The organism is Paenarthrobacter sp. PPS72 (genome assembly GCF_048537125.1).
In the GTDB taxonomy this organism is placed as follows: domain Bacteria; phylum Actinomycetota; class Actinomycetes; order Actinomycetales; family Micrococcaceae; genus Arthrobacter; species Arthrobacter nitroguajacolicus_E.
Window position 1 is genome coordinate 31,462 of record NZ_JBLYIE010000056.1, and the last position, 13,679, is coordinate 45,140.

The following is a 13,679-nucleotide window of genomic DNA, read 5'->3' on the forward strand; positions in this document are numbered from 1 at the left end:
CACCTCTTCTCGCAACCGAGTGTTGCGCGAGACCGCTGTAAGAACCGATGGGCGTTGGTACTGCAGGATGCCGGGCGTCCCGCAAGCGGTTCAAGTGGCTGTCGATCAGGGCCCGGGTCGTGTGGAGTTCCAGAGCCGGTTCCACCATCAGCGAGTTGGCGCGTTTCGTGAGGTTGCCAGGCTCCGGACGCCCTCATAGCCCTGGGCTCGTGACTCTGGGCTTGTGTGCCGTCCACATCCACATCCACATCCACATCCACATCCACATCCACATCCACCCGGATCATCCCTAGTTTTTGGATTTTCACGAAGTTTCCCGCTCTACACCGGGGTCATGACGCGGCGGGCCCCGCCAACGCTAGGTGAAATGTGATGTGGGCAACACTATTTGGATTCACCGATTCACAATCTGTGGTTGTTGACCGGCTCAAATAGGTGTTTCATTTGACCCCTTGACCGCTCCTAGAGTCGATCTGACCAGTGGAGCCCCGCCAGTGCGCCGGGGTATCCGGACATCACGAAGGCGTGGGGCCCGGCGTGCAGTCATGAGACTTACGAGTGAAAGCTGAATGACCATGATCAAGATTCACAGTTCTACTTCGAAGATCGGGGCGGCCCTGGCAGCCGGGGCTCTGGTGTTTGGGACCGTCTCCTGCGGAGCGGCGGCGGCCGAAAAGCCCGCGGCGATGGCTACCAAAGACGTGTCCGGGATGAATGTTTACCTGGTGGGTGCCGGCGATGTTAACCCCTGGACGAAGATCTACAACGCCGTCGTCATCGAAGGCATGGAGGCAAAGGGCGCCAAGGTCACGTATCTCCAGGATCCCTTCGACCCGCAGGTCCAGGTCCAAAACCTAGACCGCGCCGTTGCAGCCAAACCGGATCTGATCATGTTGCTCGGCCTGGACTACCGGGCGCTGACTCCTGGACTTACGCGCGCGCAGACCGCCGGGATCCCGGTCATCAACATGACTTCGCCGCCGAAGCCGGCCGACGATCTTTTTGCGCTTTCAGTCGAGTCGGACCAGGTGAGTCTGGGCAAATTCGCCGCCCAGAACATCATCGAGGGCTTGAAAAAGCAGGGAGTTTCGAAAGGCAACGTCATTGCGATCACGGGGACGGCAGGCACGGAACAGGTCTCAGTGAGGCTGGAAGCTTTCAAGAAGGAACTCGCGACCGTAGAAGGTTTGGATTTGGTCGCTGTAGAGGACGGCAACTGGGACCAGGCCACGTCGCAGCGACTCGCTCAGCAGCTTTTGGCTAAGTATGCGAGCAAGGGCGGCATCCAGGCCGCGTATGGCATGGCAGACAATCAGGCATTGGGGATCATCCAGGGTGCCAAGCAGGCCGGCACGACGGTGGGCGGAGATAAAGGCCTCGTTGTCTCTGGTAGTAACTGCTACATGAGCGGTCTTGAATCCATCAAGGCCGGGGAACTGTTTGGAACTGCTTCTGAGAGCCCCGAGGAGGAGGCAAAGTACACGGTCGAGATGACCCTGAAGTATCTGGCCGGTGAGGACCTTCCGAAGAAACTGTTCGCGCCCGAAAGCCGCATCACCGCTGCCAACGTACAGGCAGCTCTCGACGGAAAGATTTGCCCGTGACCGATAGGGATCAGCGGTCTGAACCTCCGAGGCTGCAGATGGCCGGCGTGACGAAGAGCTACGGCGCACTTCACGCTCTGAAAGGAATTGATCTCACTGTTGAAGCCGGGGAAATACACGCTCTCTGCGGCCATAATGGGGCGGGAAAGAGCACCTTGGTCAAGGTCCTGTCCGGAATCGTTAGGCAGGACGCCGGAACCATGGCGATCGACGGAAGGACGGTGGACTTCCATCACCCTGGCGATGCCCAACGGGCGGGAGTCTCCGTTGTCGATCAGGAGATCAGCCTCATCCCCGCATTGTCGGTCCGCGAAAACCTGCTGCTCGGTCTCCCGAATGCTCCGTTCTTCGTCCGACACGCCACATCTGAACTTTTCGTCAAGGGACTTTTGGCCAGGGTCGGGCTGGAGGGCCTCAACCCGTTGACCCTGGTCGAGCGCCTTTCCCTGGGGGAGCGGCAACTCGTCGAGATCGCCCGGGCACTGGGCAGGGGCGGACGTCTGCTGATACTGGACGAACCCACGGCAACTCTCAGTGACGTAGAGATCGACCTGGTTTTCAAGGCCGTGAAGACTGCGGCGTCGGAGGGAACGAGTGTTCTGTATGTTTCGCACCGGCTAGGCGAGGTTCTCGAAATCTGCGACAAGGTGAGCGTTTTCCGGGACGGCAACAAAGTCACCACCTCGGAAGTCGGGAAGCTCGTTAAGCGGTCATTGATCGAACTCATGGTCGGTGAGGTCAAGGGTGATGACACGGTGCGACCGGTCCTGGCTGCTGAGGTTTCTCCGAGGCTGCAGGTCCGCGGGCTGCAGACACCTCGTCTCCACGGAATTGACCTGGCGGTGGACCGGGGCCGCATCGTGGCCCTTGCAGGTCAGATTGGTTCGGGCGCAGGCGACGTGTTGCGGGCACTGGCCGGCCTCGTCCCCGAGGCATCGGGACTTGTCTTTGCCGAGGACAAGCGCGTACGCCTTGGGTCGCCTTCGGCATCGTTGCGTGCCGGTTTATCCTACGTGTCGAACGACCGGAAATCAGAGGGGCTGTTCCTTGAGCAGTCGACGCAGACGAACCTTGTCGCGACCCGACTAGATTCGCTGTCCCGGGCCGGATTCGTCAGGTCACGGGCGCTTCGCTCCATTGCCTCAGGGCTAGCGCGAATCGTAGGGCTGGAATCGAAAATGGCATCACCTGTGGGGACGTTCAGCGGAGGAAACCAACAAAAGGCGTTTCTCGGTCGCTGTCTTATGCGCGGGGACAAGGGAGTCCTGCTCCTGGACGAACCCACCAGGGGAGTCGATGTTGCGGGCCGAAGCGAAATCCACCGGCTGATACGCGACGCTGCCACGGCAGGGAACGCCGTCGTATTCGCCTCAACCGAGTTGGACGAAATCCTTGATCTCGCCGATGAAGTGGTGACCCTCAGCGCCGGGCGCATCGTCTCGGCGAGACCGCGGGCCGAAGTCACAACGGAGGAGCTCCTGTCGGACATGACTCATGTTGAGAGAGAAGTGGTGAACCCATGACCGGGGAGATGGTGCTGACCGTGCCCACCGAGTCGGGCCGGAAAAATCGACGGAGTATCGGCCGCGCAGAGACTCTCCTGGCCGTGGCGACACTTGCCGTTCTGGTCTATGGGGCTTTAACCACGGATGGGTTTCTCACGCTCGAAGGGCTCAAGGCAACCGTGTCGGGAGTGGGCATTCTCGGGATCGTGGCCGTGGGGATGACGTGTGTCACCCTGAGCGGGAGCCTCTTTTGCCTCACCCTGGGTAGCACACTGACCATCTCGTCCATGGCTTTTCTTAGTTGGATGAGCATCGGAGTGCTGCCGGCGCTGGTTCTGACGATAGTCATGGGTGCATTGGTTTGTGCTGTTCAGGGTTTGCTCATCGGCGGACTCGCGGCCAACCCCATCGTTGTCACGGTCGGCCTCGGCTCGCTCCAGATTGGTGTGGCGTCCTGGCTGACAAATCAGTCGACTGTCTACCCGCCAGCGGGTGCTTCCTACCAGTGGTTGAGCGCTGTTTATGCGGGGCTGCCGCTGTCCGTCTATGTACTGGTGGCGCTGGTTCTCGCTGTTGCCGCGTGGCTGTCCTGGAGCCGGACGGGTCAGCTGATTCGGTTGGTTGGGGAGAATTCCCGGGCCGCGCGTGCCGCAGGAATTCCCGTCACCGGCACGGTGGTGGCAGGTTTCGTAATTGCAGGAGGTTGCGCTGCTTTGGGAGGTGTCCTGCTCGGGGCAACGGACGGGAATGCCACTTTGCTCAGCGGCGGGGACCGGTACACGTACGACGCTATCGCCGCCGTTCTCGTCGGCGGTGCCGCGGCTGGCGGGGGCCGGGGAAAGGTCCAGCACACCGTATATGGTGCCCTCTTCATCGCTCTGATCTCAAACATGCTCCTGCTTCGCGGGTTCGGCGGAGGCGCCCAGATGCTGGTAACCGGTGTGCTGGTGCTAATTGTGTTGCTAATTTTCCAGATGAGGAGACGGGTTCGATGAGTGCTTTGATCGCCAAGCTGAAACGAACACCCCTGCCTCGGTCTTCGGCCTCGATGACGTTCTTACTAATGACTGTCATGTTTGCAGTCGTTCCCGTTGCTGCGGGCAGCACCTTTAGTACTTTCTCGGTGTACACCGCCTTACAGATTTTCGGCACCTACGGTCTCATTGCGCTTGCCTTGGGAATCACGATGATCGCTGGCCAGTTCGACCTCTCAACGCTGGGCATGTATTCCCTTGGGGGCATGGTGGCCGTCAAACTCGGACAGGGTGCGCCCATGACGGGGGTTGCCGCTGCAGTCCTCGTGGGAGCGGTCGCCGGACTCATCCAGGGGAGCATCGTCTCCCGATTCAGGATCAACTCGATGGCTGTGACCCTCGGGGGGTTCCTCGTACTGCTCGGGCTGAGCCGGACGCTAGGGGACGACCGAACCGTTTCCTACGACGACGTCGGAGTAGGAATCATCCTTGACCGGCCCTTGGCCGCGGTGCTGTCAATGCACACGCTCGTCGTCCTGGGCTGTTTCGTACTGATAGCAACCGTGATGGCACGCACGCGTCTCGGCCGCGACATCCGCGCCGTTGGAGGAGACGCCCGAGCAAGCCACATCGCAGGCGTCCACGTTGAACGTGTCACGACGGGAGTCTTTGTAATCTCCGGGGTCCTGGCCGGTCTTGCCGGCGCCCTAAACGCCTTCACCCTTTCCTCGGCCCTGGTCAACCCGGGCTTCGCGCCGCTCGTCTTCGCGGGTACGGCCGCGCTGATCGGGGGAGTGGGCCTTGCCGGCGGACGCGGCACCGCTTGGGGTATCGCGCTGGGCGCCTTGTCGCTCAGTTTGCTGCAGGCGATGTTCGGGATGCTTGCCAGCCCGAGCTGGGTCAGTTCGATCATCACTGGCGTGCTGCTAGCCGCAGCGGCCGCGTTTTCAGGTCTGCGCCGCCAAACGGTTTGGATGGCGTGGAAACGCTCAATGAGTCACATGACAAACAGGAATCCCGGACGACTTGGAGGGAACGGGATCTCGCCATGAGCTGCCTATATCAGCGGGGCCTCGTCCCGGCGCTGCGCGCCCCTAATCGGAGATCTGTTTCGAGGTGTCCCCTGCGTGGTGGCCCCAGCCGGGGTTCGCACAGCTTCAGAAGGCGCACAATTATGAGAGATGGCAGGAAGCACAACAGATGACCATGGCAACAGGGATCGCCCTTCTGGTGATCGACTTCTCCACGGCTTTCACGAATCCGGACTCCGAGCTGTACTGTCCGGCCGACTCCGCCCTGGACGCAACGGCCACGCTTCTCTCCGCCGCCCGCGAAGCGGGAGCACTGGTGGTTTATACGACAGTGGCCTACGACGAATCCGGCGCCCTGGCGGCTAGGCGGTTTATCGAAAAAAACCCTTCCGCCGCCGTTCTGAAAGCCGGCAGCCCAGATGTCGAAATTGATGACCGGGTAGCTCCGGAACCGGGCGAACCGGTCCTGACCAAACTCGTTGCTTCCGGATTCTTCAACACCCCCTTGGCGTCACTGCTGACGGCCTCGCACATTGAGACCGTGATGATTGTCGGCGCATCAACATCCGGCTGCGTCCGGGCAACCGCCGTTGACGCCATCCAGCACGGCTACAAGGTCTATGTCCCCCGGGACGCGGTAGCCGACCGCTCAGGCGACGCCCACCGGCAGTCGCTGCTAGATATTCAAAGCCGGTATGGCGAAGTAGTGGATCTCCCCGAAGCCCTGGCATTGCTGAAGAACGCCGAAACAGTCCAAACCACAGATCCCATTGTCAGGTCCCCAAACGTCTGAGGCGAGGCAGCACCGGATCGAACGCCGCTCCACGGTCTCCATATAGAGCCAACACCGTGTTCTGAGTCGTAGATCCGCCGTCCGATCGTAAACCCAGGCGGTAAGGGCGCCAGATGAATGAATATCCCGCTGAAGCAGAAAAAGAAGGCAACTATGAATGCAAATTCCAAATCACGACGGATCGGAGTGCTGCCGGGGGACGGCATCGGACCCGAAATTGTAGAGGCAGCTGTCGATGTGCTGAAACTCGTATCGGAACAGCAGGACCTCGGCCTCGAATTCGAAACGGGTCTGCTGGGCGGCTGCGCCATCGAAGAGAAAGGGACTCCGCTCCCGGAGGACACAATCCGGATATGCAAGGACAGCGAAGCCGTCCTTGTCGGAGCCGTGGGTGGACCAAAATGGGACCAACTCCCTGATGACCAGAATCCGGGCCCAGGCGGGCTGCTCCGACTCCGCCGGGACTTCAATCTCTTCGCTAACCTGCGCCCCGGCATCTCATATCTGCCGGACCAGCTCCGCGTTGGCAGCGAACCTGTCGACATCATGCTGGTCAGGGAGGCAGTCGGGGGTGCCTACTTCTCTCCCCGAAAGGGACGCGAAGAAATCGATGGTGAGCTCACAGCATTCGACACCATGGAATACACGGCCACGCAGATCAGAGACATCGTGCGCGTAGCAGCACAACTGGCCCGGTCACGGGGAGGCCGGCTGACCTCGGTGGACAAAGCGAACGTGCTGGAGTCATCCCGTCTGTGGCGGGAGGTTGCCATCGAGACTCTCCAGGAGTTTCCGGACGTGGAAGTAGAGCACTTGTACGTCGACAACTGCGCCATGCAGCTCATCCTGCGCCCATCAACCTTTGACGTCATTGTCACGGAAAACCTCTTCGGTGACATTCTCAGCGACGAAATCGCCGGGATCGTAGGTTCCCTGGGACTGATGCCATCCGGCAGCCTGCGCCACGACAGGTGGGGCCTGTACGAACCGGTTCACGGGTCTGCACCGGGCATTGCGGGTCTCGGCATCGCCAATCCAACGGCGACCATTTTGTCCGCGGCTATGCTCCTGCGTCATTCACTTGGTCTTGCGGAAGCAGCCGCGGCCATTGAAAACGCCTGCATCGAAGTCATGAGCTCTGGCGTGAGAACGGCAGACCTAGCGATCCGGGATACCGAGCCGGTATCGACCAGCGAATTTGCCAAGGCAGTCTGTCAGGCCCTCGACCGCAAAGGCAGCCTGCCCTAGCGGGGCGTCCCGCACGCCAGACAGCTCGTACTCCGCGTCGGTTCGCCCCTCACACGCTCCAGCTTGGTAATAGGGGTCTTGGGGCAGGGCCAGCGATTCGTTGGGCAGCCTTCTCCGGTCGCCCTGGAGAAGTGGCGGTGTTCACAACTGCCCGTTGTGAATTGCCTCCAATGAGTGTTTCTCTTCGCTCCGGGCTGTGAATAGTGTCGAAGTTATGAGAACCCCGTCACATTGTGGCGGGTGATGAATCAGCCGCAACGAGGCGGCATGAAGGCCAGGAGAGTACCTAAGATGAGAAGCGCTATGGCGACAAGGCCCTGCAAATGCCGCGCCGCCCTGGACGGTGATGACTTTGGTCAGTTGCAAGCCCGGCAACGGAGGCATGAGGCCGATGTGCAGGGCGAGTCTCCAGTCCGGGCGCTCAGGTCATGACCGGGACGATGTTCGAGAAGATTCTCGACAAGCACCGCGTGGCCGGCAGCGGGGAAGTTCCTGACCGGTTGTACGTTGACCTTCATCTCGTTCATGATCTGAGCCCGCAGGCTTTCGCCGGCCTGCGCAGCAAGGGCCGCTCCGTTCGCCGAACAGACCTCACCTTGGCCACCGCGGACCACGGCGTCAGCACGAGAGGACTCGGAGGTCCGGGAACTGCCCTTACGAACCAGCTGCAGGCCCTCCAAGGGAACTGCAAGGACTTCGGAATTCCGCTGTATGGCATGGGATCAGCTGGCCAGGGCATCGTTCACGTCATCGCACCGGAACTGGGCCTGACCCAACCCGGAATGGTGATTGCCTGCGGGGACAGCCACACGCCCACGCACGGCGCCCTGGGGGCATTGGGATTCGGTATCGGAACCAGCGATGTTGAGCATGTTCTCGCGACTCAATGCCTGGTGATGCCGGAGCTGAAGTCGATGCGGGTAAACCTTACCGGGGCACTGCCGGATGGCGTGACGGGGAAGGACCTGGCGCTTGCACTCGTGGCGCACTTCAACGCGGGCGACGCCCGCGGCCATGTCATCGAGTTCCAGGGTGAGGCTGTAGCTCAGTTGACCGTCGAGGAAAGACTGACGCTCTGCAACCTGAGCGCGGAGATGGGCGCCCGGGCAGCTCTCATTTCCCCGGATGAGAGGACCCTGGCCTACCTGAAGGGCCGCCGCCACGCACCTAAAGGGGACCTGTGGGACCAGGCAGTCATGGAGTGGATGCGGACGGCCAGCGATATCGATGCTGTTTTCGACACCGAAGTCGATTTCGATGTCAGTCGCTGCCTGCCTACCGTGACGTGGGGTACCACGCCTGCGATGAGCGTCGGGGTCAACGGACGCGTCCCGCATCCCGAGGAGACCAACAATCCCGAAGCCGCCCGCAGGGCCCTGCTGTACATGGGCCTCGCGGGCGGAGAAAAGATCTCCGACATTGGCATTGATGTTGTCTTCATTGGCTCCTGCGCTAATGGACGCCTCGGTGACCTGCGTGCCGCCGCCAATGTGCTGGAAGGGCGGCACATCGCCCAAGGAGTGCGGGGACTGGTGGTGCCGGGGTCGCGGGCCGTAAAGCTCGCTGCCGAGGCCGAAGGGCTGGACCGTGTATTCATGGAGGCGGGATTCGAGTGGCGTGAACCCGGATGCTCGATGTGTCTGGGCATGAACGATGACATTCTTGGTCCGGGTCAACGGTGTGCCGCCACGAGTAATCGGAACTTCGAAGGCCGCCAGGGCCCCGGCGGCCGGACCCACCTCGTCTCACCGCGGATCGCGGCTGCGACGGCTCTTTCAGGGCGCATTGCCGATGTTGAGCGTGCAGCATGATGCGCACCACGATCGCCGGACGGATGGTCCCGCTGGACCGTGACGGCGTGGACACGGACACGATGATGCCACAGGAATTCCTCAAGGGAACCGACATGGAAGGATTCGGCAAAGCCGTCTTTCATCACTGGCGCCAGTCCGGCCAAATCCCTTTGGACGATCCGGTCCGGGCCGGTGCCCGCGTCCTGGTCGCCGGCCGGAATTTCGGAATCGGATCCTCGCGAGAGCATGCGGTGTGGGGCTTGGCGCAATGGGGCTTCGAAGCGGTGGTCGCCGTCGAATTCGGCGACATCTTCGCCAGCAATTGCGTCAAGAACGGGATCGCCCCCATCGCGGTGCGGGAAGAAGAGTGCCGGGACCTCCGCCAGCTCACCGAGTCAGATCCGCTCGCACCAGTGACCATCGACCTGTGGGGATGCCGCCTGTGGGCCGCCGGCATATCGGCTTCCTTCACCCTGGCACCGATTATCCAGAGGATGCTGATTGAAGGCCTGGACGAAATAGCCCTGACAGAGACCCTGCTCGACTCGATCGAAGCATACGAGCGAGATCGGCCGCCTTGGGAGCCCACAACTTCAGCTCTAGAGCGAGGCCCCGAGAACCCAGGGATGAAAACAAGGGTGCCTCTGCAGGGTCTGCCCGGCACGCCCCTGCCAGCCGGACGGCCGGAGCGAAGCGGCACTAATCATGCGGCGCCAACCGCCACCAAGAAACGAAACTCAGAGGAGCAGTAATGGTCAACGTTGTGAGCAGCAGGGCAATCGTGGGGGTACTTATTCCCTCAACGAACACAGTCGTCGAACACGACTATTCAATAATGCGGCCCGAGGGCGTGACCTTTCACTACAGCCGCTGCTATGTCGAAGAACCGGACCTCTCCACCGACCAGGGCGTGCAGGACTTCATCGACGCCCTGGGCCAAGCCAACGACGTCGCCATCCGCAACGTCCTGACGTGCAAGCCCTCCTTCATCACCATGGGCATGTCAGGGGAGACGTTCTGGGGCGGAGCGGAAGGCAATGAGGCGTTCGAAAAGCAGATCTCGACAACGGCAGGGCTTCCCATCAGCACAGGCGCCAGCGCCGTCCGCGCGGCTCTTGAGGCGTACGGCGCCAAGAAACTGGCCTTCGTCAGCCCGTATCCGCCCATAGTCAACGAACACGTGATCCGCTATTTCAACGACCACGGCTACGAAGTAACGGCCGATCACGGACTCGGTATTCAGTCCGCAACTGCCATTGCCGAGGTCACCGAAGACACACTGGCCAAGGTGCTGCTGGAACTGAACGAAAGTAACCCGGACGTAATCGTCCAGGCCGGAACGAATCTGTCGATGGTCCGGCTCGCCGCGGCCGCCGAACGCTTCCTCGGCAAACCCGTCATCGCCATCAACACCGCCTGCGTATGGCACACACTCCGTCAACTGGGCATCAATGACCAGTACAGCGGATTCGGCTCACTGCTTAGCGACCACTAATCCTCCCGTCCACACCGAATTATCAGAACAACGAGGTTATTGACATGACCGACATCCTGGAAGAAAACAGGTCCTCGCTCTCGGCTGTCTGGCAGCCGATCCAAATCGGGCCGATGCGCCTTAAGCACAGGGTCATCGTGCCGGCCCGCATCCTCAACTGGGCGCCGGACAACATCCTGAGCGACCGGCACCTGAATCACTACAAGCACCTGGCCGAAGGCGGCACGGCGATGATCGTGACCGAACAACACGCCGCCTACCCGACGGCCAAAGGTTCCTTCCACAACGGGTGCACGGCCTGGGAAGAACGAGCCATCCCCGGCTTCCGGAAAATGGCGGAAATCCTCCACGCCCACGACGTGCGCGGAGTCGTCCAGCTCTACGGCACAGGCGTGCACGACAAGGGCACCATGCTCGTCGATGAATGGAAGCCTCTGTGGGGCGTGTCGGAACTGCCCTCGGTCGCGCACAGCGAATCGCCCCTGGTCATGGGCCAGGCAGAGATTGACGTCATCATCGACGGATACGCCAAGTCAGCGGAGAACGTGCGCGAAGCAGGTCTTGACGGCGTGGAAATCCACGCCGCCCACGGCTACCTCCTGTGCCAGTTCCTCAGCCGCGTGTACAACAACCGCACCGACCAATACGGCGGATCCATCGAAAACCGGTGCCGCCTGATCGTCCAGATCGGCCAGGAAATCCGCCGCCGGGTAGGTAACGACCTCGCGATGGGAATCCGACTCTCCTATGACGAGTTCATCGGACCGGCCGGAATCACCCCCGACGAGGCCGACGAATACGTCAAACTGCTCGTCGGCACAGGACTGTTTGACTACTTCAGCATCAGCGCAGGCAACTACTACACCCTCGACCAGACGGTCGCGCCCCAGGAACAAGAGGACGGCCACCTTGTGCCGTTTGCCCGGCGCGCAAAGGAGCTCATCGGTGAACGCGCAGCGGTGTTTACCGTCGGGCGTTTCCGCGACCTGCACCTTGCCGAAGAGGTCCTCAAATCCGGAGCAGCGGACATCGTCGCAATCGGCCGCGGCCAGCTTGCCGACCCGGAACTGATAAAGAAGACCCGCGAGGGACGCGAGCACGAGATCATCAAATGCACAGGCGTGAACGAGTGCGTCGGCAGACTTTGGGACGGCGCGGAAGTCATGTGCATGATGAACCCGGTCACCGGCCGGGAAGGACGCTGGGGCACACTTGACCGCGTCGCCCCCGCGGACGCCAAGCGCGTCCTCGTCGTCGGCGGCGGACCCGCCGGAATGAAGGTCGCCTCCGTGGCCGCCCAGCGAGGCCACCTGGTCACACTGGTGGAGCGGGATAACAAACTCGGTGGTCACCTGAACCTGCTGGGCTCCTTGCCCAATCAGGAGGGCTTCAACATCGCCACCGACGACCTCGTCCGGGCAGTGAACAACGCCGGCGTCGACGTCAAGCTCAACACGAACGCCGACCTGGCCTTCATCAACGGCTTCGCACCCGATGAAGTCTTCATCGCCGAGGGCGCCAGCTTCGCAGACTCGGGCATGAGCCTGTGGACCCCCGGACTGGAACAGCTTCCCGGAGCGGAAGGCCCCTCGGTCTCAGCCATCGACGTCGCCGTCCGCAAAGTACAGGCGGACGGGCCGAAATCGCTCGGTGACCGGGTAGTGATTGTCGACGAGTCCAGTACCACCATGCCCTTGGCCCTGGCCGAGGTACTTGCCGCCGCCGGAGCCAAGGTTACGATCATCACTCCGCAGCTCATGGTGGGTCACGACGTGCTCAAACGCGGCGAATTCACCTGGCGTCTGCCTGCCCTGGCCAGCAATGGAGTGGAAATGATCGCCCAGCGGGTCGTGCAATCCTTCGACGGCACCAATCTGTTGACATCTGATATGTGGACCCGGCAGGAACATGTCATCGAAAACGTCTCCGCGGTCATCCTGTCCATCTACCGGAAGTCCAGCACTGCTCTGTTCAGTTCGCTCGCCGACGCGCCCTACCCGGTAAGGCGCATTGGAGACGGCCTCGCGCCCCGCAAGATGCAGGCCATCATCTATGAAGCCGAAGAAGCGGCACGCTCCATCTGAGCGATTCCGCAGGCGCAGCTCGAGAGTCAGCATGGGCGCAGACGACCCGCGCCCATGCTGAGTTATTGGAGGTAACTTTGCCCCGCGCTTCAGACTGCGGGATGATCCATAACAGCGACCTCGACCGCGTTGCACATCCTCTATCCGGCCAATGCATCCGCTGACCGCACGCTTAAGGAGGCGGCCTATGGAGATCCGACACCTTCGCGCGTTCGTTGCGGTCGCGGAGGACCTGAATTTCACCCGGGCAGCCAGCCGCCTCTTTCTCGCCCAGCAAGCCCTCAGCAGCCAGATCCGGCAGCTGGAGGACGAGGTCGGAACCCGCCTCTTTGACCGGACGACACGGAAAGTCGAACTTACCACCGCGGGCGAAGTCTTCTATTCCCGGGCCACCAGGATTCTCGAAGCCATCGAGGAAGCCAAAGCCGTCGCACGAAATGCCGGACTGGGGGACGGCGGGCACCTACACCTCGCCTACTCGCACTCACTCGGCATCGAATGCCTTCCACAGATTCTCGACGAATTGCACGTCCAAGCACCACAGGTCAACATCACCGCCGCGGTCACGTTAGCGGATCAGGCAATCTCCGGGCTCGCACGAGGGCAGTTCGACCTCGTCCTCGTGCGCAGCCCGATCCTTCCGGCCTCCATTGAGTCAGTTCTGCTCAGACGAGAAGTCCTCGGCGTGATTCTCAGCGCCAAGCATCCGGCAGCCGCCGACACCGAAATTCACGTCGATCGGCTCGCCGAAACAACGATAGTGATGTGGCCCCGCGGACATTCACCCGGATACGCCGACCTCGTGTTGGGGGCATTCCCTGCGCACGACACCGCCGGCCGGGTCCGTGTTTACGAAACCTTCACACATGGCGGCTTCCTCGATGACCGTAGGTCCCTGGAGGAAATGCAGTCCGGCAGGGCATTCCAAGTGGCGTTCGAAACCCAGTACCAGCCCCTCCCTGAAGGTTTTGTGTGGCGCCCGCTCAAACCCGAGCTATATGTGCCCGTTGAACTGCTCCACCGCGAGGGCCCGCTGACCCCTGCACAGCGCACTTTCATCGAAATCGCGCGCGAAGTGTCCCGCCTCAACGGATGGCTGGATCACGAGAGCGTCCCTCCGTCCCGGGATTGACAAACTCTGCAGGTCAAAAG

At 61.5% G+C, this 13,679-nt stretch carries 11 protein-coding genes; all 11 read left to right on the top strand.

What is annotated here, in order from left to right; translation table 11 throughout:
* Positions 1 to 569 precede the first annotated feature (569 nt).
* The 11 genes from ACLRGI_RS19785 (at position 570) to ACLRGI_RS19835 (ending at position 13,659) form a co-directional block, all read left to right on the top strand.
* The gene (locus ACLRGI_RS19785; protein WP_419203181.1) at positions 570 to 1,604 is read left to right on the top strand and encodes a sugar ABC transporter substrate-binding protein; all 1,035 of its coding nucleotides are present in this window, start codon (positions 570 to 572) and stop codon (positions 1,602 to 1,604) included.
* Entirely contained in the window at positions 1,601 to 3,127 is a 1,527-nt protein-coding gene (locus ACLRGI_RS19790; RefSeq protein WP_253030988.1) for a sugar ABC transporter ATP-binding protein, read from the top strand. Before ACLRGI_RS19785 ends, ACLRGI_RS19790 begins: the two co-directional genes overlap by 4 nt.
* The gene (locus ACLRGI_RS19795; protein WP_253030989.1) at positions 3,124 to 4,104 is read left to right on the top strand and encodes an ABC transporter permease; all 981 of its coding nucleotides are present in this window, start codon (positions 3,124 to 3,126) and stop codon (positions 4,102 to 4,104) included. Before ACLRGI_RS19790 ends, ACLRGI_RS19795 begins: the two co-directional genes overlap by 4 nt.
* On the top strand, positions 4,101 to 5,135 hold the full coding sequence (locus ACLRGI_RS19800) for an ABC transporter permease (protein ID WP_419203183.1): 1,035 nt from the start codon (positions 4,101 to 4,103) through the stop codon (positions 5,133 to 5,135). Before ACLRGI_RS19795 ends, ACLRGI_RS19800 begins: the two co-directional genes overlap by 4 nt.
* 148 nt (positions 5,136 to 5,283) lie before the next feature.
* Positions 5,284 to 5,907 (top strand): isochorismatase family protein, encoded by a 624-nt coding sequence (locus tag ACLRGI_RS19805; protein WP_349469162.1) that lies wholly within the window; start codon positions 5,284 to 5,286, stop codon positions 5,905 to 5,907.
* 153 nt (positions 5,908 to 6,060) lie between these two features.
* Positions 6,061 to 7,155 (top strand): 3-isopropylmalate dehydrogenase, encoded by a 1,095-nt coding sequence (leuB, locus tag ACLRGI_RS19810; RefSeq protein ID WP_253030992.1) that lies wholly within the window; start codon positions 6,061 to 6,063, stop codon positions 7,153 to 7,155.
* A 428-nt stretch (positions 7,156 to 7,583) separates the two neighbouring features.
* Complete coding sequence (gene leuC, locus ACLRGI_RS19815; RefSeq protein WP_253030993.1) at positions 7,584 to 8,966, top strand: 3-isopropylmalate dehydratase large subunit; 1,383 nt, start codon at positions 7,584 to 7,586, stop codon at positions 8,964 to 8,966.
* The gene (gene leuD, locus ACLRGI_RS19820; protein ID WP_253030994.1) at positions 8,963 to 9,700 is read left to right on the top strand and encodes a 3-isopropylmalate dehydratase small subunit; all 738 of its coding nucleotides are present in this window, start codon (positions 8,963 to 8,965) and stop codon (positions 9,698 to 9,700) included. Before leuC ends, leuD begins: the two co-directional genes overlap by 4 nt.
* Complete coding sequence (locus tag ACLRGI_RS19825) at positions 9,700 to 10,443, top strand: maleate cis-trans isomerase family protein (protein ID WP_349469163.1); 744 nt, start codon at positions 9,700 to 9,702, stop codon at positions 10,441 to 10,443. Before leuD ends, ACLRGI_RS19825 begins: the two co-directional genes overlap by 1 nt.
* Positions 10,444 to 10,487: 44 nt before the next feature.
* Positions 10,488 to 12,527: an oxidoreductase gene (locus ACLRGI_RS19830; protein ID WP_253030996.1), complete on the top strand. Its 2,040-nt coding sequence runs from the start codon at positions 10,488 to 10,490 to the stop codon at positions 12,525 to 12,527.
* 187 nt (positions 12,528 to 12,714) lie between these two features.
* On the top strand, positions 12,715 to 13,659 hold the full coding sequence (locus ACLRGI_RS19835; protein ID WP_253030997.1) for a LysR family transcriptional regulator: 945 nt from the start codon (positions 12,715 to 12,717) through the stop codon (positions 13,657 to 13,659).
* The last annotated feature ends 20 nt before the right edge of the window (positions 13,660 to 13,679 follow it).

Excerpts from the sequence above, each read along its gene's own strand:
- ACLRGI_RS19785 (WP_419203181.1), top strand. The coding sequence starts at position 570 with ATGACCATGATCAAGATTCACAGTTCTACTTCGAAGATCGGGGCGGCC.
- ACLRGI_RS19795 (WP_253030989.1), top strand. The coding sequence starts at position 3,124 with ATGACCGGGGAGATGGTGCTGACCGTGCCCACCGAGTCGGGCCGGAAA.
- ACLRGI_RS19800 (WP_419203183.1), top strand. The coding sequence starts at position 4,101 with ATGAGTGCTTTGATCGCCAAGCTGAAACGAACACCCCTGCCTCGGTCT.
- ACLRGI_RS19805 (WP_349469162.1), top strand. The coding sequence starts at position 5,284 with ATGACCATGGCAACAGGGATCGCCCTTCTGGTGATCGACTTCTCCACG.
- leuB (WP_253030992.1), top strand. The coding sequence starts at position 6,061 with ATGAATGCAAATTCCAAATCACGACGGATCGGAGTGCTGCCGGGGGAC.
- leuC (WP_253030993.1), top strand. The coding sequence starts at position 7,584 with ATGACCGGGACGATGTTCGAGAAGATTCTCGACAAGCACCGCGTGGCC.
- leuD (WP_253030994.1), top strand. The coding sequence starts at position 8,963 with ATGATGCGCACCACGATCGCCGGACGGATGGTCCCGCTGGACCGTGAC.
- ACLRGI_RS19825 (WP_349469163.1), top strand. The coding sequence starts at position 9,700 with ATGGTCAACGTTGTGAGCAGCAGGGCAATCGTGGGGGTACTTATTCCC.
- ACLRGI_RS19830 (WP_253030996.1), top strand. The coding sequence starts at position 10,488 with ATGACCGACATCCTGGAAGAAAACAGGTCCTCGCTCTCGGCTGTCTGG.
- ACLRGI_RS19835 (WP_253030997.1), top strand. The coding sequence starts at position 12,715 with ATGGAGATCCGACACCTTCGCGCGTTCGTTGCGGTCGCGGAGGACCTG.